The organism is Novosphingobium album (ex Liu et al. 2023) (assembly GCF_029076845.1).
Classification (GTDB): Bacteria; Pseudomonadota; Alphaproteobacteria; order Sphingomonadales; family Sphingomonadaceae; genus Novosphingobium.
This window is the reverse complement of the sequence record NZ_JARESE010000028.1, coordinates 52,811-72,283: the sequence shown is the minus strand read 5'-3', so window position 1 is coordinate 72,283 and position 19,473 is coordinate 52,811. Positions and strand designations below refer to the sequence as shown.

23 protein-coding genes are annotated in these 19,473 nt (G+C 67.9%); 17 read left to right on the top strand and 6 right to left on the bottom strand.

Annotated features, from left to right (window positions below; translation table 11 throughout):
- Positions 1–53: 53 nt before the first annotated feature.
- Complete coding sequence (gene truA, locus PYV00_RS09555) at positions 54–803, bottom strand: tRNA pseudouridine(38-40) synthase TruA (protein ID WP_275228038.1); 750 nt, start codon at positions 801–803, stop codon at positions 54–56.
- Positions 800–1,720, bottom strand: coding sequence for a methionyl-tRNA formyltransferase (fmt, locus tag PYV00_RS09550; RefSeq protein WP_275228037.1), 921 nt, complete (start codon positions 1,718–1,720; stop codon positions 800–802). Before fmt ends, truA begins: the two co-directional genes overlap by 4 nt.
- A 47-nt stretch (positions 1,721–1,767) precedes the next feature.
- Here fmt and recR point away from each other — a divergent pair, with 47 nt between their 5' ends.
- The 4 genes from recR (at position 1,768) to PYV00_RS09530 (ending at position 5,291) form a co-directional block, all read left to right on the top strand.
- On the top strand, positions 1,768–2,364 hold the full coding sequence (gene recR, locus PYV00_RS09545) for a recombination mediator RecR (protein WP_275228036.1): 597 nt from the start codon (positions 1,768–1,770) through the stop codon (positions 2,362–2,364).
- A gap of 73 nt (positions 2,365–2,437) precedes the next feature.
- Positions 2,438–3,007, top strand: coding sequence for a peptide deformylase (gene def / locus PYV00_RS09540; protein WP_275228034.1), 570 nt, complete (start codon positions 2,438–2,440; stop codon positions 3,005–3,007).
- Positions 3,008–3,078: 71 nt separating this feature from the next.
- Positions 3,079–4,545 carry a DNA recombination protein RmuC gene (gene rmuC, locus PYV00_RS09535; RefSeq protein WP_275228033.1) on the top strand — a complete coding sequence of 489 codons (1,467 nt, stop codon included), beginning with the start codon at positions 3,079–3,081 and terminating at the stop codon, positions 4,543–4,545.
- A gap of 35 nt (positions 4,546–4,580) precedes the next feature.
- Complete coding sequence (locus PYV00_RS09530) at positions 4,581–5,291, top strand: hypothetical protein (protein ID WP_275228032.1); 711 nt, start codon at positions 4,581–4,583, stop codon at positions 5,289–5,291.
- A 4-nt stretch (positions 5,292–5,295) separates the two neighbouring features.
- Here PYV00_RS09530 and PYV00_RS09525 read toward each other — a convergent pair whose 3' ends face one another.
- Complete coding sequence (locus PYV00_RS09525; protein ID WP_275228031.1) at positions 5,296–5,493, bottom strand: hypothetical protein; 198 nt, start codon at positions 5,491–5,493, stop codon at positions 5,296–5,298.
- A gap of 109 nt (positions 5,494–5,602) precedes the next feature.
- Between PYV00_RS09525 and PYV00_RS09520 the strand changes: the two genes are divergently transcribed.
- Positions 5,603–7,438: a DUF885 domain-containing protein gene (locus tag PYV00_RS09520; protein WP_275228030.1), complete on the top strand. Its 1,836-nt coding sequence runs from the start codon at positions 5,603–5,605 to the stop codon at positions 7,436–7,438.
- Between the two features lie 124 nt (positions 7,439–7,562).
- The gene (locus PYV00_RS09515) at positions 7,563–7,955 is read left to right on the top strand and encodes a DUF3597 domain-containing protein (protein ID WP_275228029.1); all 393 of its coding nucleotides are present in this window, start codon (positions 7,563–7,565) and stop codon (positions 7,953–7,955) included.
- A gap of 65 nt (positions 7,956–8,020) precedes the next feature.
- Here the strand turns inward: PYV00_RS09515 and PYV00_RS09510 are convergent, their stop codons facing one another.
- On the bottom strand, positions 8,021–8,371 hold the full coding sequence (locus PYV00_RS09510) for a hypothetical protein (protein WP_275228028.1): 351 nt from the start codon (positions 8,369–8,371) through the stop codon (positions 8,021–8,023).
- A gap of 84 nt (positions 8,372–8,455) precedes the next feature.
- Positions 8,456–10,072: a phosphoenolpyruvate carboxykinase gene (locus tag PYV00_RS09505; protein WP_275228243.1), complete on the bottom strand. Its 1,617-nt coding sequence runs from the start codon at positions 10,070–10,072 to the stop codon at positions 8,456–8,458.
- A 248-nt stretch (positions 10,073–10,320) separates the two neighbouring features.
- On the opposite strand from PYV00_RS09505, the gene PYV00_RS09500 reads away from it, so the two are divergent.
- The 8 genes from PYV00_RS09500 to PYV00_RS09465 all read left to right on the top strand — a co-directional run bounded on the left by PYV00_RS09500 (position 10,321) and on the right by PYV00_RS09465 (position 16,123).
- The gene (locus PYV00_RS09500; protein WP_275228027.1) at positions 10,321–11,082 is read left to right on the top strand and encodes a response regulator transcription factor; all 762 of its coding nucleotides are present in this window, start codon (positions 10,321–10,323) and stop codon (positions 11,080–11,082) included.
- The gene (locus PYV00_RS09495) at positions 11,075–12,640 is read left to right on the top strand and encodes a HAMP domain-containing sensor histidine kinase (RefSeq protein ID WP_275228026.1); all 1,566 of its coding nucleotides are present in this window, start codon (positions 11,075–11,077) and stop codon (positions 12,638–12,640) included. Before PYV00_RS09500 ends, PYV00_RS09495 begins: the two co-directional genes overlap by 8 nt.
- Positions 12,640–13,059, top strand: a complete 420-nt coding sequence (locus PYV00_RS09490; RefSeq protein WP_275228025.1) for an HPr kinase/phosphorylase — start codon at positions 12,640–12,642, stop codon at positions 13,057–13,059. The genes PYV00_RS09495 and PYV00_RS09490 overlap by 1 nt, the downstream gene beginning before the upstream one ends.
- Positions 13,060–13,151: 92 nt before the next feature.
- Positions 13,152–14,126 carry an RNase adapter RapZ gene (gene rapZ, locus PYV00_RS09485; RefSeq protein ID WP_275228024.1) on the top strand — a complete coding sequence of 325 codons (975 nt, stop codon included), beginning with the start codon at positions 13,152–13,154 and terminating at the stop codon, positions 14,124–14,126.
- Positions 14,127–14,174: 48 nt separating this feature from the next.
- On the top strand, positions 14,175–14,579 hold the full coding sequence (locus PYV00_RS09480) for a PTS sugar transporter subunit IIA (RefSeq protein ID WP_275228023.1): 405 nt from the start codon (positions 14,175–14,177) through the stop codon (positions 14,577–14,579).
- A gap of 3 nt (positions 14,580–14,582) precedes the next feature.
- The gene (locus PYV00_RS09475) at positions 14,583–14,855 is read left to right on the top strand and encodes an HPr family phosphocarrier protein (RefSeq protein WP_275228022.1); all 273 of its coding nucleotides are present in this window, start codon (positions 14,583–14,585) and stop codon (positions 14,853–14,855) included.
- Between the two features lie 4 nt (positions 14,856–14,859).
- A complete protein-coding gene (locus PYV00_RS09470) occupies positions 14,860–15,669 on the top strand; it encodes a TrmH family RNA methyltransferase (RefSeq protein WP_275228021.1) in 810 nt (269 codons plus the stop codon).
- A 46-nt stretch (positions 15,670–15,715) separates the two neighbouring features.
- On the top strand, positions 15,716–16,123 hold the full coding sequence (locus PYV00_RS09465) for an META domain-containing protein (RefSeq protein ID WP_275228020.1): 408 nt from the start codon (positions 15,716–15,718) through the stop codon (positions 16,121–16,123).
- 35 nt (positions 16,124–16,158) lie between these two features.
- Here the strand turns inward: PYV00_RS09465 and PYV00_RS09460 are convergent, their stop codons facing one another.
- Entirely contained in the window at positions 16,159–16,815 is a 657-nt protein-coding gene (locus PYV00_RS09460; RefSeq protein WP_275228019.1) for an alpha/beta hydrolase, read from the bottom strand.
- 128 nt (positions 16,816–16,943) lie between these two features.
- On the opposite strand from PYV00_RS09460, the gene PYV00_RS09455 reads away from it, so the two are divergent.
- The 3 genes from PYV00_RS09455 to PYV00_RS09445 are packed head-to-tail and all read left to right on the top strand — an operon-like array spanning position 16,944 to position 19,413.
- Positions 16,944–17,996, top strand: coding sequence for a cysteine desulfurase family protein (locus PYV00_RS09455; protein ID WP_275228242.1), 1,053 nt, complete (start codon positions 16,944–16,946; stop codon positions 17,994–17,996).
- Positions 17,993–19,072 carry a cysteine desulfurase family protein gene (locus PYV00_RS09450; protein ID WP_275228018.1) on the top strand — a complete coding sequence of 360 codons (1,080 nt, stop codon included), beginning with the start codon at positions 17,993–17,995 and terminating at the stop codon, positions 19,070–19,072. The genes PYV00_RS09455 and PYV00_RS09450 overlap by 4 nt, the downstream gene beginning before the upstream one ends.
- Positions 19,072–19,413, top strand: a complete 342-nt coding sequence (locus PYV00_RS09445; RefSeq protein WP_428981623.1) for a 2Fe-2S iron-sulfur cluster-binding protein — start codon at positions 19,072–19,074, stop codon at positions 19,411–19,413. Before PYV00_RS09450 ends, PYV00_RS09445 begins: the two co-directional genes overlap by 1 nt.
- Positions 19,414–19,473: the final 60 nt, after the last annotated feature.

Sequence of the window (19,473 nt, the reverse complement as noted above, 5' to 3'; positions counted from 1 at the left end):
TCAGAGTATGCATTAAGCGTTGCGAAGGCAAGCCGCGGCCGTATGCGCGAATCTCAGGCATCGGAGGGATACGTCGCGCTCACGAAGTAGAGCCCTTCGGGCGGGGCATTGAGCCCCAGCGCCTGCCGGTCGCGCGCCTCCAGCGCCTGCGCGACGCGGTGCTCATCCCAGCGGCCAAGCCCGACCAGCACGAGGCAGCCCACCATCGAACGCACCTGATGATGCAGGAAGCTGCGCGCCTCGGCCTCGATCCGCACGCTCTCGCCCGCGCGGCTCACGTCCAGCCGGTCGAGCGTCTTGAGCGGGCTTTGCGCCTGGCAATGGGCCGAGCGGAAAGTGGTGAAATCGTGCCGGCCGACCAGTGCCCGCGCGGCGCGATGCATGGCCTGGGCATCGAGCGGCTGCGGCACATGCCAGGCGCGCCCGCGCTCCAGCGCCAGCGGCGCGCGGCGATTGGCGATGCGATAGAGATAGGCGCGCCCCGTGCAGGAAAAGCGCGCGTGCCAGTCGTCCGCCACCGCCTCGCACGCGATCACCGCGACCGGCGCGGGCCGCAGCCGCGCGTTGAGCGCTTCCATCAGGCGGAACGCGGTCAGCGGCTTGGCGATGTCCAGATGCGCGCGCATCGCCAGCGCGTGCACGCCCGCGTCGGTGCGCCCGGCCGCGTGCATGATCGCGCGCGCGCCCGTGATCGCGAAGGCGGCATCCTCCACCGCTTGCTGCACCGATGGGCCATGCGGCTGCCGCTGCAGGCCCATGAACGGGCCGCCATCGAATTCGAGCGTGAGGGCGAAGCGAGTCACGCCGGTCCGGCGTCCAGCCGGGTGCCCGCCGGGATCGGCTTGCCGCGCAGCATGGCCTCGCTCGCCATTGCCGGCCGGCCGGCGCGCTGCACCAGCGTGGGGCGCAGCGCGCGGCTGCCGCACGCGATCGTCAGGCGATCGTCGATCACCGTGCCGGGCTCGCCCGAAGCCTCGACCACCTCGGCGGCGAGCACCTTGTAGCGCTCCCCCTCGAACGCGAAGAACGCGCCGGGGGCAGGGGCGAAAGCGCGTACCTGCCGCTCGGCCTGCGCGGCCTCGCCCGAGAAATCGAGCCGCGCCTCGGCCTTGTCGATCTTCCTGGCGTAAGTCACGCCTTCCTCGGGCTGCGCGATCGGGCGGTGCAGCGCCAGATGGCGCAGCGTGTCGATCAGCAGCACGGCGCCGCGCGTCGCCAGTTCCCCGGTCAGCTCGCCGGCGGTCTTGCGCGCGATCGGCGTGCGCAGCGTCGCCAGCATCGGCCCGGTATCGAGCCCGGCCTCCATGCGCATGATGGTGACGCCGGTGGTCGGATCGCCGGCCAGGATCGCGCGCTGGATCGGCGCCGCGCCGCGCCAGCGCGGCAGGATCGAGGCATGGATGTTGAGGCAGCCCAGCCGCGTGCCGTCCAGGATCGCTTGCGGCAGGATCAGGCCATAAGCGGCGACCACCGCGATATCCGCCGCCAGCGCGGCGAAGGCGGCCTGCTCGTCGGCGCTCTTGAGCGAGACCGGATGGCGCACCGCGATCCCGCGCGCCTCGGCCTCGCGCTGCACGGGCGAGGGCGTTAGCTCGCGCCCGCGCCGGCCGCCGGGGCGCGGCGGCTGCGTATAGGCCGCGACGACCTCGTGCCCCGCCTCGACCAGCGCGATCAGCGCCGGCACGGCGAATTCGGGCGTTCCCATGAAGATGATGCGCATGTGGTTCGGGCTTCCTCTGGCGGGCCGCAAGCCCTATCTGCCAGGGCATGGCATCGCAAGAGATCGAGGCGCTGACGTCCGCCCTGTCGCGGCTCCCGGGGCTGGGGCCGCGCTCGGCCCGGCGCGCCGTGCTGTGGCTGATCAAGCGGCGCGAGACATCGCTGGTGCAATTGCTCGAAGCGCTGGGCGCGGTGCGCGACAGGCTCGTCGAATGCGGCACTTGCGGCAATATCGACACCACCAACCCTTGCGCCATCTGCGCCGATCCGCGCCGCGACGCGCGCTCGCTCTGCGTGGTGGAGGATGTCGCCGATCTCTGGGCGCTGGATCGGGCGCGGCTGTTCACCGGGCGCTATCATGTGCTGGGCGGCCGGCTTTCGGCGCTGGACGGCGTGCGGCCGGAAGATCTGGCGATCGACCGCCTGCTCGCCCGTGTCGCGGCCGGTGGGATCGACGAAGTGGTGCTGGCGATGAACGCCACGCTCGAAGGCCAGACCACCGCGCATTACATCGCCGAACGGCTGGAAGCCTGGCCGGTGCGCGTCACCCAGCTCGCCCACGGGCTGCCGGTGGGCGGGGAACTGGACTACCTTGACGAAGGCACGCTAGCCCAGGCGATCCGGGCGCGGCGGCCGGTGGGGTGAGGGTTTTGCCGATCGCGAATTCGCCCGCGCGCGCATTATTGCGAAAATGCGGCGGCGCGATTATCTGGGCACCATGGCCATCCGCGAAATCCTCGAAGTTCCCGACCCGCGCCTGAAGCAGGTCTCCGCCCCCGTCGAAACCTTTGACGAGGAGTTGAAAACGCTCGTCGCCGACATGTTCGAGACGATGTACGAAGCGCCCGGCATCGGCCTTGCCGCCATCCAGGTGGGCGTGCCGCTGCGCGTGCTGGTGATCGACCTGCAACCCGAAGACCCGGATGCGGAGCCCGAAGTGTGCACCGCGCATGGCGATCATCACCACACCCACCAGCCGACCAGGCGGGAGCCGAGGGTCTTCATCAACCCGGAAATCCTCGATCCTTCCGAGGACTATTCGGTCTATTCCGAAGGCTGTCTGTCGGTCCCGGAGATCTACGCCGAGGTGGAACGCCCCGCCGCGATCCGCGCCCGCTGGCAGGATCTGGACGGCACGGTGCACGAGGAAGCGATGGACGGCCTGCTGGCAACCTGCCTGCAGCATGAGATCGACCACCTTGAAGGCATCCTGTTCATCGATCATCTCTCGCGGCTCAAGCGGCAGATGGCGCTGAAAAAGCTGGAAAAGCTGCGCAAGGCCGCGTGATTTCACCACCGTCGGTGGAAAATCCGCCGGCGGGGCTGGCGTTCCCTGAATGTTCCGTATAGACTGTGGTGATGGATCCTGTTGTTCTCGCCATCGTTCTGCTCGTCGCCGGACTCGCCGGTGGCCTTTTCGCCGGCTGGTTGTTCGCGTCGCGGCCCGTTGCCGAATGGCGGGAACGATTCGAGGCGCGTGACCGTGAGGCGCGCGAGCTTGACGAGAAGTTCCGCGCCGCGATCCGCGATCTGGCCGGGGCGAGCGAGCGGGCCAGCCGCGCCGACGATCTCGCCACGGCGCTTGACCGGACGCGGAGCGAACATGCCCAGGTGCTGGAGCGGGCCCGCGCCGATCATGCCGCCACGCTCGATGCCCTGCGCGCCGAACAGCGCGAACTCGCGTCCGAGCTGGCCACCTTGCGCGAAAAGACGGCGAATTTCGATGAGCAGAAGCGCCTGCTGCTGCAAGCACAGGAAGAGCTGAAGAAGACGTTCGAGAATGCCGGCGCCAAAGTGCTCGAAGGCGCGCAGGAGGCGTTCCTGCGCCGCGCCGGCGCGCGCTTCGAAGAGAGCGAGAAGGCCAATGCCGAGCGCATTCGCACTCTGCTTGAGCCGGTCGGCGCGCGGCTCAAGAGCTATGAGGAACAGGTTTCGGCGCTGGAGGCCAAGCGCGTCGATTCGTTCGGCCAGCTTACCGGGCTGATCCAGTCGATGCGCGAAGGGCAGGAAAAAGTGCGCGAGGAAGCGCAGCGGCTCGGCAATTCGCTGCGCAACGCGCCCAAGGCGCGCGGCCGCTGGGGCGAGCAGCAGTTGAAGAACGTGCTCGAACAGTGCGGCCTGGCCGAGCATACCGATTTCGTCACCGAGCATTCGATCGATACGGACGAAGGGCGCCTGCGGCCCGATGCGATCGTGCGGATTCCCGGAAACAAGCTGCTGGTGATTGACGCCAAGGTTTCGCTCAATGCCTATCAGGACGCCTTCCACGCCGATGGCGATGCCGCGCGCGAGGCGTTTCTCGATCAGCACGCCGCATCGATGCGCAATCATATCCAGACGCTGGGCGCCAAGAGCTATCAGAGCCAGTTCGAGGAAGCGCCCGACTATGTGCTGATGTTCGTGCCGGGCGAGCATTTCATCGCGGCCGCGCTCGAACACGATCCGGGCCTGTGGAACTTCGCGTTCGAGCGCCGCGTGCTGTTGGCGAGCCCGACCAACCTTGTCGCCATCGCCCGCACCGTCGCGCAAGTCTGGCGACAGGACGGGCTCGCCAAGGAAGCGCGCGAGATCGGGCGGATGGGCGGCGAACTCTACGATCGGCTCGCCACCGCCGCCGAGCATATGAAGCGCGTGGGTGCGGGGCTTGAGACCGCGGTGAACAATTACAACAAGTTCGTCGGCAGCTTCGAACGCAATGTGCTGTCGTCCGGCCGGCGCCTGCGTGACAAGCATATCGAGATCGGCAAGCGCGAGATCGAGGATGTGCCGCAGATCGAATCGATGCCGCGCTATGGCGAGGGATCGGTCGCGGAAGCGGCCGAGTGAGCGCGAGCCGGCGCCGGCCCGAAACGCGGGCAGGCATGGCGACGACGGCATGGCGCATCTTCGCGGCATGGCTTGTGGTGCTGGCCGGGTCAGCCGGCGCTATCGCCGCGCCGCCGGATGCATTGTCCCGCAAGGTGGCCACGCTGCTCGACGCGCAGGTTTCGCCCCGCCAGCCAGGCCGCTTCGCCCCGCGTGACGAGTGTGCCGCGTTGCCCGGCGCGCGCGCGTTTCGCGAGGCACTGGCCCGGGCGGTGCTGCGTCGCGATGCGTCTGCTGTCGCCGCGCTGGCGGCGCCTGGCATCCAGCTTGGCTTTGGCGGCGATGATGGGCGCGAGCGGTTCCTTGCCGGGCTGCGGCAGCCCGATGGCGCACTCTTTGTCGAACTGGAACGGGTTCTGCGGCTCGGCTGCGCGGTCAACGGTGAAGGCGGCATGGCCATGCCGTGGTCCTTCGATCAGGATCTGGGCGATGCCGATGTGTTCGAAGTCATGCTGGTGACGGGCGAAGCGGTGGCGCTGCATCGCTCGGCCGATCCCGCCTCGCCGGTGCTGGCCCGGCTCTCGTGGGACTATGTTACGCCGCTGTCCGATGCGGACGAAAGCAGTCGTCAGGCCGAAGTCACCACCCGCGATGGCGTGCGCGGTTTCGTGCCACGGGAACGGTTGCGCAGCCCGATCGATTATCGCCTGGTCGCTGAACGAAGTGGCGGAAAATGGCGCGTCGCGGCCTTCGTCGCGGGCGACTGAAGGCTCATCGGCCGGTTGCTGAGATCAGCGACTTTCCCCCCGAATCGGGCAAGGTCCAGATCGCGACATTGATGGCCATGACGGCGGCCAGCGCGAACATCAGCAGCGCTTGTCGGCGCGCGCCGCCGCGCCGCAGCAGGTAGATGCCGCCCAGCACGAGCGCGATTGTGGTCAGGACAAGCAGCGAAAGCGCGGTGGCCATGCACCGCCTCTAATCGATGTGCGCGGTGGAGGCGAGGGGGTGCGTTCGCCGAACCGGGTGCGACTCGCCGGGATTTGACTCGGCCGGGGGCCGCCGCCAAGACTTGGCCATGCAAACGCTTCCGATGTCGCGCCGCAGGGCGCTCCACTTGCTCGCCGCCGGCACCGCCACGCTGACATTGCCCGCATGCGCGCGGTCGGTCGCCTCCGCCCCGCCGCCGCAATCGGCCGCCGAACTGCTCGACGCGATCGCCTGGCGCCTGCTCGAGCTGTCGCCCACCGGCGCCACTGGCCTTGGCCTCGATATCGGCGCGCACGCGGGCTTGCGCGCTCGCCTGGGGGACAGCTCTCCAGCCGGGGTCGCGAAACTGGCCGAAACGCTGCGGGCCGATCTCAAGGCGGTCGAGGCGGTGGATGCCGCTGGCCTCGATGCCGCGACGCGCACCAGCCTTGCCGTGGTGAGAAGCGCTTATCGCACTGCGCTTGATGGTCTGGCGCTGCCTTACGGCGATGTCGCGGTCGGCGGCTGGCGCAACACGCCTTATGTCGTGATCCAGAATGTCGGCGCTTATCTCGATACGCCGCGCTTCCTTGATGCCGATCACCCGGTGCGCGACGCGGCCGACGCCGATGCCTATCTCGCGCGCCTCGCACAGATGGACGCGCAGCTCGATGGTGAACTCGCGCGGATGCGGGCGGCGGCGGACCATGGCCTGATCCCGCCCGATTTCCTGCTCGACAAGACGATCGCGCAAATGACCAGCACGATCGCCGATGCGCGCGCCGGCGGCGGCGGGCTGGTCACTTCGCTGACCCAGCGCACGCAGGCGATTGCCGGCCAGTGGGATCGGCGGGCGCGCGCGATCGTCGCGGACGAAGTCGTGCCCGCGCTGGAGCGCCAGCTTGCCGAGCTCAAGCGCCAGCGCGCGCTGGCCAGCGGGGCGCCGGGTATGCGCGAGCGGCCCGGCGGCAGCGAATTCTATGCCTGGGCCTTGCGCGCCAGCACCACCACGCCGCTCACTGCCGATGAGATCCACGAACGCGGCCAGCAGGAACTGGCGGCGCTGCACGCGCGCATGGACCCGATCCTGCGCTCGCTCGGCTATGCGCAGGGCTCCGTCGGTGAGCGCATGAGCGCGTTGGGCGCGGACAGGCGCTTCATGTTCGCCGATGGCGATCCGGGCCGGGCCGAGATCATGGACTTCATCCGCAAGCACATCACCTGGATCAAGGGGCAGATGCCGCGCGCCTTCCGCACATTGGTGCCCGGCAATGTCGAGGTGCGGCGCCTGCCGCTGGCCGAGGAACCCGGCGCGCCGACCGCTTATGGCGGCGCGGGATCAATCGATGGTTCGATTCCCGGCAAGATGTGGATCAACCTGCGGACCACCGAACTGCACCGCAAATATGACTTGCCCACGCTGGTGCATCACGAATCGATCCCCGGCCATGTCTGGCAAGGCGAATATGCCAACAAGCTGCCGCTGATCCGTTCGATCCTGGCGTTCAACGCCTATAGCGAGGGCTGGGCGCTTTATGGCGAGCAGCTTGCCGACGAGCTGGGCGCTTATGACGACGATCCGGTGGGCCGGCTCGGCTATCTTCAGTCGATCGCCTTTCGCGCCTGCCGCATGGTGGTGGACACCGGGCTGCATTCGCGGGGCTGGAGCCGCGAGCAGGCGATCCGCTTCTTCATGGAGAAGAACGGCAACAAGCGGCAGGAAGTGGAGAACGAGGTCGATCGCTATTGCAGCTGGCCCGGGCAGGCCTGCGGCTACAAGGTGGGCCACAGCGAGATCAATCGCCAGCGCGAGCGCGCGAAGGCGGAGTTGGGCCCGGCCTATGACTTGCGCGATTTCGATCAGGCGGTGGTCGATGGCGGCAACGTGCCGCTGGATGTGCTGGCGGACAACATCACGCGCTATATCGCCGGTTCGCGGTCCTGATCCTGCCGGGCCCGCCTTTGCCGGGAGCGCCGCCGCAACTGCCATAATCCGCTGCTAGCATGGCGAAGGCAGGGGCCAGGGCGGCAAGGAGGCAGCTTTGCCGCCAAGCAAGGAGACACCGGGAATGTCGATTTTCAGCACGATCAAGGACAAGATCTTCGGCCACAAGCCGGAAGCCGCGCCGCCGCCGGCCGCCGCCGCTCCGGCTGCTCCCGTGGCCACGCCGGCCGCCGCGCCGGTTCCGGCCGCGCCCGTCGCGATCAGTGAAGTGGACGTCGAAGCCCGTCTCGCCAGCCTTGCCGAAGGCCATGAGTTGAACTGGCGGACTTCGATCGTCGATCTGATGAAGCTGCTCGGGATCGATTCCAGCCTGGAGAACCGCAAGGAACTGGCGCACGAACTGGGCTACACCGGCGCGCTCGACGGCTCGGCCGAAATGAACATCTGGCTGCACAAGGCGACGATGCAGGAACTGGCGAAGAACGGCGGCAAAGTTCCCGCCGACATGCTCGACTGACATCGAGAGACAAAAAAAGGCCCCGCCCGCGCGTGGCGGACGGGGCCTTTTTCGTTATCCGGGCATTACTTCTTGCCGAACAGGCCCGAAGCCATGCCGATCACGTCGTTGATCGGATTGCCGTCACCATCGCGATCGAGCAGCGAAAGCACCGCCGGGTTCTTGGCGATCATGCCGGCGAACTCGGTCAGCGAGCCCTCGCCGCCGATCTGCTCGACGATCTGGGTCAGCGTGCCGGCGCCAAGGCCGGTCTTTTCCGCCGCCAGAGTGACGGTGTCACCCGGCTCCTGATGCGCCATGCCGAGCGCGGCAATGGCCTTTTCCGCCATTGCCGGATCGATGCCGATCTTCGCGGCCAGATTGGCCACATCGGTATGGCCGCTGACCTGGCTCAGAACTTCGTCAAAAATGCCCATGTGCCAATCTCCTTAGTACGCACTTGCGCGATGCCGGAACCCATGCACGCCCGCGCTGACAGAACAAGGACAATCCGCGCCGGATCAGGCCGAAAGCTTGGCCGCCGGGGCCGCATTGCGCACGCCTTCGTCGACATGCGCCTCGAACTGGGCGAAATTGTCGATGAACTGGCGCACCAGCGACTGCGCGGTCGCATCGTATTCGGCCGCGTCGGCCCAGGCCGCGCGCGGATCGAGCAGATGCTGGTCGACGCCGGGCACCGAGACCGGGACTTCGAAGCCGAAGTTCTCGTCCTCGCGGAACTCGACGTCGTTGAGGCTGCCGTCGAGCGCGGCGTTCAGCAGCGCGCGGGTCGCCTTGATCGGCATCCGCTTGATGCCTTCCATCGTCGCCTTGCCGCCGAACCAGCCGGTGTTCACCAGCCAGCACTTCACGCCGCCCTTGGCGATGCGGTCCTTCAGCAGGTTGCCGTAGACCGAGGGATGGCGCGGCATGAACGGCGCGCCGAAGCAGGTCGAGAAGGTCGCCTGCGGTTCGGTCACGCCGATCTCGGTGCCGGCGACCTTGGCGGTGTAGCCCGAAAGGAAGTGGTACATCGCCTGGTCGGGCGTGAGGCGGGCGATCGGCGGCAGCACGCCGAAGGCATCGGCCGTCAGCATGATGATGTTCGCCGGCACCGGGCCCATGTTCTTTTCCGAGGCGTTCGGAATGAAGTCGATCGGGTAGGCACCCCGCGAATTTTCGGCGAGCGAATTGTCGTCAAGATCGAGCAGCCGGGTTTCGGGATCGATCACCACGTTTTCCAGCACGGTGCCGAAGCGCTTGGTGGTCGCGTAGATTTCCGGCTCGGCCTCAGGCGAGAGGCGGATCATCTTGGCGTAGCAGCCGCCTTCGAAGTTGAACACGGCGGTGTCCGACCAGCCATGCTCGTCATCGCCGATCAGCGTGCGGCTGGCATCGGCCGAGAGCGTGGTCTTGCCCGTGCCCGAAAGGCCGAAGAACACGGCGGTGCGGCCGTCGGGCCCGATATTGGCCGAGCAGTGCATCGGCATCACGCCTTCGGTCGGCAGCAGGTAGTTGAGGATGCCGAAGACGCCCTTCTTCATTTCGCCGGCATAGGCGGTGCCGCCGATCAGGATCAGCTTCTCGGTGAAGTTGACCGCGATCACCGTTTCGGTGCGGCAGCCGTGGCGCGCGGGATCGGCGCGGAAGCTCGGCAGGTCGATGATCGTGTAGTCAGGCACGAAGCCTTCCAGCTCGCTCGCCTCGGGGCGTACCAGCAGCGTGCGGACGAACAGACTGTGCCAGGCAAGCTCGCTGATGACGCGCACCTTGACGCGATGCTCGGGCTGCGAACCGCCGAACAGGTCAGCCACGTAGAGCTTTTCCTGGTCGGCGACGGCGGCGAGGAAATCGGCCTTGAGCGCGGCGAAATGCTCGGGCGTCATGCCGCGATTGACATCGCCCCACCACACGGTGTCCTCGGTCTCGCCATCGCGGACGATGAACTTGTCCTGCGCCGAACGGCCGGTGTGCTTCCCCGTGGCGACGACGAACGGCCCTTCGGCGGCCAGCAGTCCCTCACCGTTGCGCACCGCGTGCTCGACCAGAGGCGCGGTGCTCAGGTTCGCGAAGATGGTTGCCTTCGTGGCGATGCCCTGGCGGTCAAGCGGATAGCTGAGGGAAGCAGTCAAAGTCATCTCCATCTGTAAGGTGAGCGCAGCAAGCAACTGCACGGCAACCTGGGGAATTCCTGCGCAAGATACGCCGGGCGCATAATCGAGGCCCTGATCTCCGTCAAATTGCCGATTCCGATTTCAGTATTTTAGCACGAACCGCGCGCGACTGCACGCCTTGCCGCGCCACGCGTTGTCAGGCGCCGGTCAAGCGGCTAGTCAGCGAACAGCCGTTCGCCCGATACCGCCCCGTAACAGAGAGCCGTCCGCCCATGGCCGAAGCGCCCATCCGTCCCGACGCCGATCCCGCGTCCGGTTCCGGCAGGCGGCAATGCATCGCCCTGGTCGATGATGATCGCCATATCCTGACCACCGTCTCGATCGGGCTGCAGGCCGAAGGTTTCGCTACGCGGGTCTATACCGATGGCGAGGCGGCGCTGCGCGCGTTGCTGGAAAATCCGCCGGATCTGGCGATCTTCGATATCAAGATGCCGCGCATGGACGGGCTGCGCCTGCTGCAATTGCTGCGCGAGCAATCGAGCCTGCCGGTGATCTTCCTGACCTCCAAGGACGAGGAGCCGGACGAGGCGCTGGGCCTCGCGCTCGGCGCGGACGACTATATCACCAAGCCGTTCAGCCAGCGGCTGCTGATCGCGCGCATCCGCGCTATCCTGCGGCGGACCGAACTGGTGCGCGCCGAGCCCGACGAGGCGGTGCCCGAGGGCCTGCCCGAGCCGATCGTGCGCGGCCGGCTGGCGCTCGATCCCGCGCGCCACCGCGTCACCTGGAACGGCGAGCCGGTCTCGCTCACCGTCACCGAATTCCTCATCCTCGAAGCCATGGCGATTCGCCCCGGCGTGGTGAAGAGCCGCAACCAGTTGATGGACGCGGCCTATAGCGAGGACATCTTCGTCGACGATCGCACGATCGACAGCCACATCAAGCGCCTGCGCCGCAAGTTTCGCGCGCTCGATCCCGAATTTTCCGCCATCGATACGCTTTACGGCGCGGGCTATTGCTTTGCCGATGGATGAACTGCCTGCCGGCCTGCCCGCCGATGAGTATGGGTGGCCCTGGCGCGTTTCGCTCACCACCCGTATCCTGGCGGTCAACATCATCGCGCTCGCGCTCCTGGCCGGCAGCCTGTTCTACATCGACAGCTATCGCAAGGAACTGCTGGCCGAGCGGTTCCGCCTGGCCGTGTCCGAAGGCGAGATCACCGCGCACGCGCTCGACAAGCTGACGCGCAAGAAGCGGCGCGATCTCATGGTCCAGATCGGCACCGGGCTGGAGTTGCGGCTGCGGCTCTATGGCAAGGACGGCGAGATGGTGGCCGACAGCTTCGAGCTGGCCGAACCCTCCTATACCCTGCTCGATCCCGTGACCGAGCCCTGGTACCAGCAGGCCGCTCGCCGGCTGGACCAGGGCATGGACCTGGCCCTGGGCACCCCGCCGATCCCCGACTATGCCGACCCGGAAAAGCCCGATGCCTCCGCCTGGCCCGAGATCGCCGAAGCGCTCGCCACCGGTACCACCGTGATCCGCCAGCGCAACGCGCCCGATCGCACGCCGGTGATCACTTCGGCGACGCCGGTGGGCGAGAAGGGCGAGGCGCTGCTGGTCACGCGCAATGCCCGCGACATCACGCAGAACGTGCGCGATGCGCGCCAGACGCTGGCGATCATCGTGGGCACCGCGCTGATCGTCTCGATCCTGCTTTCGCTGTTCCTGGCGCGCACCATCGTCGAGCCGCTGCGCAACCTGGTGCGCGCGGCGGTGCGGGTGCGGCTGGGGCGCGACCGGCAAGTGGTCGTCCCGCGCCTGCCCGAGCGCGGTGACGAGATCGGCCTGCTCGCCCGCGCCATCTCCGACATGACCGGCGCGCTGCGCGAGCGGATGGACGCGGTGGAAAGCTTCGCCGCCGATGTCGCGCACGAGCTGAAGAACCCGCTCACTTCGCTGCGCAGCGCGCTGGAAACGATCGAGCGGGTCGATGATCCGGTAGTGCGCGGCCAGCTTCTGGGCATCGCCAAGGAGGACGTGCGCCGGGTGGACTTCCTCGTCACCGAGATCGCCGACGCCAGCCGGATCGACGCGGAACTGAGCCGCGCCACGTTCGAGCCGGTGGACATGTTCAAGCTGGTGATGGCGCTGGCCGCCGAGCGCGACCAGCGCGGGGTCAACGGCGATTGCCGGGTGATCGTCTCGCGGCAGGGGAGCGAGGACATGATCGTCGCCGGCTCGCCGCCCCGGCTCGAACGCGTGTTCCACAACCTGATCGACAACGCCGTCTCGTTCTCGCCCGATGGCGCGGGCATCGAGATCGAGCTGTCGCACGATGGCGGGCAAGTCGCGGTGGCGGTATCCGATCACGGGCCGGGGATCGCACTCGACGCACGCGAGAAGGTGTTCGAGCGATTCCATTCGCTGCGGCCGGACAGCGAGGAATTCGGCAAGCACAGCGGCCTTGGCCTGGCGATCGCGCGCACTATCATCAATGCGCATTTCGGCCAGCTCACCGCGACCGACCGCAAGGATGGCGCGCCGGGGGCCCGGCTCGTCGTCACGCTGCCCGCCTGGGAGGCTTATTGATGGTCGCGCGGCAGGCGACCGGCGTGGCCATCGGCGGGCGCGGGGTGATGATCGAGGGGCCGGTGGGCTCGGGCAAGTCGGCGCTGGCGCTGGCGCTGGTCGATCGCGGCGCGATGCTGATCGGCGATGACGGACTGGTGCTGGAACCGCGCGACGGCCGCCTGATCGCCGGCCCTCATCCCAACACGCGCGGGCTGATCGAGGTGCGCAACCTGGGCCTGCTGCCGCTGCCGGTGGCCGATGCCGTGCCGCTGTGCCTGGCGATCCTGCTGGATGAGGCCGCGCCGCGCTTCATCGAGGCGCCCGAACCACTGACCATCGCGGACATCGTGCTGCCCCGCATCCGCCTTCGCCCGGACAGCTTCATCCTGCCGCTCAAGGCCGAACTGGCGCTGGCCCATTATGGCCTGACCGCCTGAACGGTCCCTTCTGGGACATGGGGACGGGGCAGGGGGCAAGGGGCCGTATGCCCTCTTCCCTTTCCCCGGCGGCGGGCGCAAACAGCGCGTTCATGCAAGAGGAATCGGATCAGGCGGGCCCTATCGGCGACAAGGCGGCCGGCGACGGCGAGGCCGGCGACCGACAGCAATTGCTGCTCGTCACCGGGATGCTGGGCGCGGGCAAGACCACGGCGCTGCGCGTGCTGGAGGACCTGGGCTGGGAGATCATCGACAATTTCCCCGTCCGCCTGCTCGATCGGCTGATCGAAACGCCCGATGCCAAGGATGGCGGGCCGCGCGGCCCGCTGGCCATCGGCTTCGATTCGCGCACGCGCGGGTTCGATCCGCACCGCATCATCAAGCGGGTGAAGCAGCTTAGCGAACGCGGCGACCTGCAGATCACCACGCTGTTCCTCGATTGCGCCAGCCGCGAGCTGGAGCGGCGCTATAACGAGACGCGGCGGCGCCATCCGCTTGCCGCCGGCACGCCTGCGGCCACCGGCATCCGGGCCGAGCGCGAGTTGCTCGCGCCGCTGCGGCGCTGGGCCGACATGCTGATCGACACCACCGAATATTCCACCAACGATCTGCAGAAGGTGATTCGCGAGAAGTTCGCGTCTTCGGTGGGCGAGGAATTGACCATCACCGTCTCCAGCTTCGGCTTTTCGCGCGGGATGCCGCCCGTGGCCGATCTGGTGTTCGACATGCGCTTTCTCGACAATCCACACTGGAACCCCGTGCTGCGTCCGCTCACCGGGCTGGATGCGCCGGTGGGTGAGCATATCCGCGCGGACCCGGCCTTTGCCGAGGCTTTCACGCGGATCCGCGATCTCGTGCTGTTCCTGCTTCCGCGCTATCGGGAGCAGGGAAAGGCTTATGTTCACATCGCTTTTGGCTGTACCGGCGGGCGCCATCGTTCGGTTTTCATGGCCGAACAGATCGCAGCGGCCTTGCGCGATTCGGGATTTTCCCCCACATTGCTGCACCGCAACCTGGGCTCACGGGCCGCTGATCTTCCCGAGGGAGGTCTCCACCGTGAAAAATAGCAATTCGCTCCGGGAGCTGTCGCAGGATTTTCGGAGCTTACTTCCAGCATGATCGGTATGATCCTGGTCACCCACGGCAACCTCGCCGAGGAATTCGTCCATGCCATGGAGCATGTCGTGGGCGATCAGGAGGCGGTGGCGACGGTGTGCATCGGCCCCAATGACGACATGGAACGCCGTCGCGGCGAGATTGCCGACGCGATCAAGGCGGTCGACAGCGGCGAAGGCGTCATCATCCTGACCGACCTGTTCGGTGGCACGCCATCGAACCTGGCGATCTCGCTGATGCAGGCGGGCAAGGTGGAAGTGATCGCCGGCATCAACCTGCCGATGCTGATCCGTCTGGCCAAGGCGCGCGATTGCATGGGCGTGCGCGAGGCGGTGGCCGCCGCGCGCGATGCCGGGCGCAACTACATCACGATCGCCTCGGAATATCTCGGGCAGGAAGCCTGAGGCATGGGCAGCGAACTGGTGACGATCGTGAACCAGCGCGGGTTGCACGCCCGCGCCAGCGCCAAGTTCGTCAGCTATGTCAGCGAATTGCCCGGAACCGTGGCGGTGCGCGTGTGCAAGGACGGGGTTGAGGCGGCGGGCGGGTCGATCCTGGGCCTGATGATGCTGGGCGCCGCCAAGGGTGACACCATCGAGATCAGCGTCGCGGGCGATGACGCGGACGCGGCGCTGGCCAAGCTGGCCGATCTCGTGCGGGACGGCTTCGGCGAGGAGTGAGCGCGTGGCGGCACGCCGCACCATCACCGGCTTTTCCAATCCGCTGGTCAAGTTCCTCCGCTCGCTGCGCGACAAGAAGCACCGCAAGCGCGAAGCGCGGTTCCTGGCCGAAGGGCTGCGCCTGCTGACCGACGCACGCGAATGCGGCGTGCTGCCCGAAATCCTGGTCATGGCCACCGGGCGTGAGGCGCATCCGCTGCTCGATACGCTGGAAGACGCCGTGGCGGCGGCGGGCGGCGACGTGGTCGAGATGGATCTGGATATCCTCGCCAAAGTCACCGGCAAGGACAATCCGCAAGCCGTCGCGGGTGTCTTCGCCGAGTTCGACACGCGTCTGGCCGGCCTTGATCGCGCCGCTGCGCCGATCTGGCTGGTGGCGCAGGCGCTGCGCGATCCGGGCAATCTCGGCACGATGCTGCGCACTGGCGATGCCGTGGGCGCGGGCGGGCTGATCCTGATCGACGATTGCGCCGATCCCTTCTCGGTCGAGGCAGTGCGCGCCAGCATGGGCGCGATCTTCACCCAGAAGCTGGCCATGGCCCGCTGGGATGAGTTCATCGCCTGGCTGCGGAGTGGCCCCGGCCAGCTTGTTGCCGCCTCGTTGCGCGATCCGATGGATTATCGCGCGGCGCCATACGCGGCGCCGTGCTTCTTGCTGGTGGGCAACGAATCGCAAGGCTTGCCAGAGGCTTACGAGGCACAATGCGATCTCAGGGTGACGATCCCGATGCTGGGCCGGGCCGACAGCCTGAACGCGGCCGTCGCCGGGGCGGTGCTGGCTTACGAAGCGCTCGCGCAACTGGGGAAAACCTGAGCGGCCGTTCATCCGCAAACAAGGCGCATCTGGTATACTTGTCATCATGAAACAGGGATGTGTCGCTCTCCTGTCCGTCATGGCCCTTGGCGCCTGCACCGCGCAGCACGAAGCGACCGACCTTGCCGACAGCACCTGGCGCTTTACCGAGATCGACGGGGCGCGGCCCGCCGCGCGGGACGCGCAACTGGTGTTCGATGGCGCGCTACTTGGCGCCAATGTCGGCTGCAACGGCATGGGCGGACCCTGGCGGATCGAGAACGATCGCCTGATCGCCGGGCCGCTCGAAAAAGGCGCGACGTTCTGCGATGGCCGGGTCTGGGGTCAGGAAAAGGCCGTCGGCGCGCTGCTGGTCGCCGCGCCGCGCTTTGCGATCCGGGGCGATACCATGGTGTTGAAATCGAACGGCCATACCGCCGAGCTGCGCCGCAAGGGCGGCCCCGGCGAAGGATAAGGCCGCCGGCTTTCGCGGGCGGCCTTATCCGGTGCTTACTTGATCGGGCAATCGGGCGAGAGGCGCATGTCGAGGTAGTTGTCGACCGAGCGCATCAGGTCCGGCATCTCGTTCTCGAAGAAGTGGTTGGCGCGCGGGATCTCGTCATGGTGGATCGTGATGTGCTTTTGCGTGCGCAGCTTGTCGACCAGCTTCTGCACCGCGTTCGGCGTCACCACCGTATCGGCCGTGCCCTGGACGATGATGCCCGAGGCCGGGCAGGGCGCCAGGAAGCTGAAATCATACATGTTTGCTGGCGGGGCGACCGAGATGAAGCCCCGGATTTCCGGGCGGCGCATCAGCAACTGCATTCCGATCAGCGCGCCGAAGCTGTAGCCGGCGATCCAGGTTGTGGTCGCTTCGGGATGGATCGTTTGCACCCAGTCGAGCGCGGCGGCGGCGTCCGAAAGCTCGCCCACGCCGTTGTCGAAGCTGCCCTGGCTGCGGCCCACGCCGCGGAAATTGAAGCGCAGCGTCGCGAAGCCGCGATTGGTGAACGTCTTGTAGAGGTGCTGCGTGATGCGATCGTTCATCGTGCCGCCGGCCTGGGGGTGCGGATGAAGGATCATCGCGACCGGCGCGCGCGGCCGCGACGCGGGCTGGAAGCGGCCCTCGAGCCGGCCTTCGGGACCAGGGAAGATGACTGCGGGCATTGCGTGTGACCTGTTGCTCGTTAGACCCGCCGCCTGAGGGCCCGAGAAACTCGTCGCCTGCTGCCGGGGGTGATAAGGGATGGAGTTCGCTATATAGAAACGTCGCCTTTTAAAACAACGTGCAAACGATGACCCTTGCCACGCTCTATCTCGATCATGCCGCCACCACGCCGCTGCTGCCCGCGGCGCGCGATGCCATGGCCGATGGATTCGCCCTCTGGGCCAACCCCTCCAGCCCGCATCGCGCCGGCCGCGCCGCGCGCGCCGCGCTGGAAGATGCGCGCGATCGGGTGAAGGCGGCGCTCGGCTGGCGGGACGAGGTGATCTTCACTTCGGGCGCGAGCGAGGCGCTGGCGCTGGCCATAGGGCGATCGCAGCGGCCGCTCATGGCGGTTGCCGCCGTCGAGCACGAAGCGGTGCTGCGCCACGCGGGCGAGGCGGCAAGGCTGGGCGTGGATCGCACTGGCGCGGTGGACCCGGCGGACACGGCGCTGGGCGGCCTTGTCGCGGTGCAGCAGGTCAATAGCGAGACCGGCGTGATCCAGCCTCTGGATACGATTGCGCGGGCCGTGCGCGGCGCGGGCGGACTGCTGCTGGCCGACTGCGCGCAAGGGGCAGGCAAGATCGCTTTGCCCGATGCCGACATGATCGCGCTGGCCGCGCACAAGTTCGGCGGGCCGATCGGCGTGGGCGCGCTGCTGGTGCGCGACTGGGCCATGCTCGAACCCACCGGCGGGCAGGAGCGCGGCTATCGCGCGGGCACGGAGAACCTGCCCGGCGTGCTGGGCATGGCGGCCGCGCTGGAAGCGGGCTCCGCCTGGCTGGCCGAGGCGGCGCGGCTGCGCGCGCTGCTCGAAGCCGGCATCCTCGCGGCGGGCGGCGAGGTGATCGCGGCCACGGCGCGGCGGTGCCCGACGATCGGCGCTTGCCGGATGCCGGGCGTGGCGGCGGCGGTGCAGCTTATCCGGTTCGACGGCATGGGCATCGCGGTTTCGGCGGGCAGCGCCTGCTCGTCGGGCTCGCTGCGGGCCAGCCATGTGCTGGCGGCCATGGGGCTGGATGAACAGGCCGCGTCCGAAACGATCCGCGTCAGCATCGGCCGCGAGACGGACGAGGAGGCCATCGTCCGCTTCCTTGACGGCTGGCGCGCGATTGCCTCCGCGGCGCGGGCGGCGGCATGATCTACCTCGATTACCAGGCAACGACACCGCTCGCGCCCGAAGCGCGTGAGGCGATGCTGCCCTGGCTGGGCGGGCCCGAGACCCAGGGCTTCGCCAATCCGCACAGTCCGCACCGCCCCGGCCGCGCCGCCGCAGCCGCGATCGAGGTCGCGCGCGAGCAGGTCGCGCGGCTGCTGCCGCCGGGCGGGCGCTTGATCTTCACCGGCAGCGCGACCGAGGCGATCAATCTCGCGATCCTGGGAGCCGGGCCGAGGCGGATCGCGGTTCCGCCGATCGAACATGCCGCCGTGCTCGATACCGCCGCCGCCAGCGGCGCGGTGGTGGATCTGTTGCCGGTCGGCGGCGATGGCGTGGTCCCGGCCGGATGCGCGATTGCCGCCGGCACCTCGCTGGTCGCGGTCATGCAGGTGAACAACGAGATCGGCACGATCCAGCCGGTGGAGGCGCTGGCGCAGGCGGCCCACGCGGCGGGCGCGCTGTTCCTGTGCGACGCGGTTCAGGGCGCAGGCAAGCTTGCCGCTCCCGGCAATGCCGACCTGATCGCGATTTCCGCGCACAAGCTTTACGGCCCCAAGGGCATCGGCGCCTTGTGGGTGCGCGACGGCGTTTCGCTGGCGCCGCAGATCCATGGCGGCGGGCAGGAGCAGGGATTGCGCTCGGGCACGCTCAGCCCGGCGCTCTGCGCCGGCTTCGGTGCGGCGGCGGCGCTGGCGGTGGAGCGCATGGCGGCCGATGCCGCGCATGTCGCGGGCTTGTGGGCACGGGCGCGCGCGATCCTGTCGGGCTGGCAGCTCAACGGTTCGGCGGACTTGCGCTGGCACGGTAACCTTAACGTGCGGCGCGACGGGCTCGACGTCGCGCGCCTGATGTCGGACCTGCGCGACATCGCCTTCTCCGCCGGATCGGCCTGCGCCAGCGGATCGGGCCGGCCCAGCCATGTGCTGCGCGCCATCGGCCTCGACGATGCTGGGGCGAAAGCCTCTATTCGTTTGGGATTCGGGAGATATACTGCAACGCGGGATTTGGAGGATGCCTGCGCGCGCATGGAAGCCACCGCGGTGGCGCAGGGAGTGTGATGGTTGCCGTGCTGAACATCGTTTTCGTTAACGCCGATGGAAGCAAGGTCACTGCGCAGGCCGAACCGGGCAAACGCCTGCTGGAGGTTGCGCAGGCCGCCGGTATGCCGCTGGAAGGAACCTGCGAAGGCCAGATGGCCTGTTCCACCTGCCATGTCATCGTCGCGGCCGACTGGTTCGATCGGCTGCCCCCGGCCTCGATGGACGAGGAGGACATGCTGGACCTTGCCGCCGGCGTGTGCCGCACCAGCCGCCTGTCGTGCCAGATCGCGCTGACTCCCGATCTTGACGGGCTGGAAGTGCGCATCCCCGGCGTTTCGCGCGACATGCAGATCGGCTGAGGCGCGCGCCACCTTTGCCACCCGCGCGCGAAATGAAACGGCGGAAAAGATCGGCCTGGC

Excerpts from the sequence above, each read along its gene's own strand:
- PYV00_RS09525 (WP_275228031.1), bottom strand. The coding sequence starts at position 5,493 with ATGGCCACCGCGCTTTCGCTGCTTGTCCTGACCACAATCGCGCTCGTG.
- PYV00_RS09465 (WP_275228020.1), top strand. The coding sequence starts at position 15,716 with ATGAAACAGGGATGTGTCGCTCTCCTGTCCGTCATGGCCCTTGGCGCC.
- PYV00_RS09530 (WP_275228032.1), top strand. The coding sequence starts at position 4,581 with ATGGCGACGACGGCATGGCGCATCTTCGCGGCATGGCTTGTGGTGCTG.
- PYV00_RS09460 (WP_275228019.1), bottom strand. The coding sequence starts at position 16,815 with ATGCCCGCAGTCATCTTCCCTGGTCCCGAAGGCCGGCTCGAGGGCCGC.
- PYV00_RS09515 (WP_275228029.1), top strand. The coding sequence starts at position 7,563 with ATGTCGATTTTCAGCACGATCAAGGACAAGATCTTCGGCCACAAGCCG.
- PYV00_RS09520 (WP_275228030.1), top strand. The coding sequence starts at position 5,603 with ATGCAAACGCTTCCGATGTCGCGCCGCAGGGCGCTCCACTTGCTCGCC.
- rapZ (WP_275228024.1), top strand. The coding sequence starts at position 13,152 with ATGCAAGAGGAATCGGATCAGGCGGGCCCTATCGGCGACAAGGCGGCC.
- fmt (WP_275228037.1), bottom strand. The coding sequence starts at position 1,720 with ATGCGCATCATCTTCATGGGAACGCCCGAATTCGCCGTGCCGGCGCTG.
- PYV00_RS09510 (WP_275228028.1), bottom strand. The coding sequence starts at position 8,371 with ATGGGCATTTTTGACGAAGTTCTGAGCCAGGTCAGCGGCCATACCGAT.
- rmuC (WP_275228033.1), top strand. The coding sequence starts at position 3,079 with ATGGATCCTGTTGTTCTCGCCATCGTTCTGCTCGTCGCCGGACTCGCC.
- PYV00_RS09480 (WP_275228023.1), top strand. The coding sequence starts at position 14,175 with ATGATCGGTATGATCCTGGTCACCCACGGCAACCTCGCCGAGGAATTC.
- PYV00_RS09455 (WP_275228242.1), top strand. The coding sequence starts at position 16,944 with ATGACCCTTGCCACGCTCTATCTCGATCATGCCGCCACCACGCCGCTG.
- PYV00_RS09505 (WP_275228243.1), bottom strand. The coding sequence starts at position 10,072 with ATGACTTTGACTGCTTCCCTCAGCTATCCGCTTGACCGCCAGGGCATC.
- def (WP_275228034.1), top strand. The coding sequence starts at position 2,438 with ATGGCCATCCGCGAAATCCTCGAAGTTCCCGACCCGCGCCTGAAGCAG.
- PYV00_RS09495 (WP_275228026.1), top strand. The coding sequence starts at position 11,075 with ATGGATGAACTGCCTGCCGGCCTGCCCGCCGATGAGTATGGGTGGCCC.
- PYV00_RS09450 (WP_275228018.1), top strand. The coding sequence starts at position 17,993 with ATGATCTACCTCGATTACCAGGCAACGACACCGCTCGCGCCCGAAGCG.
- PYV00_RS09445 (WP_428981623.1), top strand. The coding sequence starts at position 19,072 with ATGGTTGCCGTGCTGAACATCGTTTTCGTTAACGCCGATGGAAGCAAG.
- PYV00_RS09475 (WP_275228022.1), top strand. The coding sequence starts at position 14,583 with ATGGGCAGCGAACTGGTGACGATCGTGAACCAGCGCGGGTTGCACGCC.
- PYV00_RS09490 (WP_275228025.1), top strand. The coding sequence starts at position 12,640 with ATGGTCGCGCGGCAGGCGACCGGCGTGGCCATCGGCGGGCGCGGGGTG.
- PYV00_RS09500 (WP_275228027.1), top strand. The coding sequence starts at position 10,321 with ATGGCCGAAGCGCCCATCCGTCCCGACGCCGATCCCGCGTCCGGTTCC.
- recR (WP_275228036.1), top strand. The coding sequence starts at position 1,768 with ATGGCATCGCAAGAGATCGAGGCGCTGACGTCCGCCCTGTCGCGGCTC.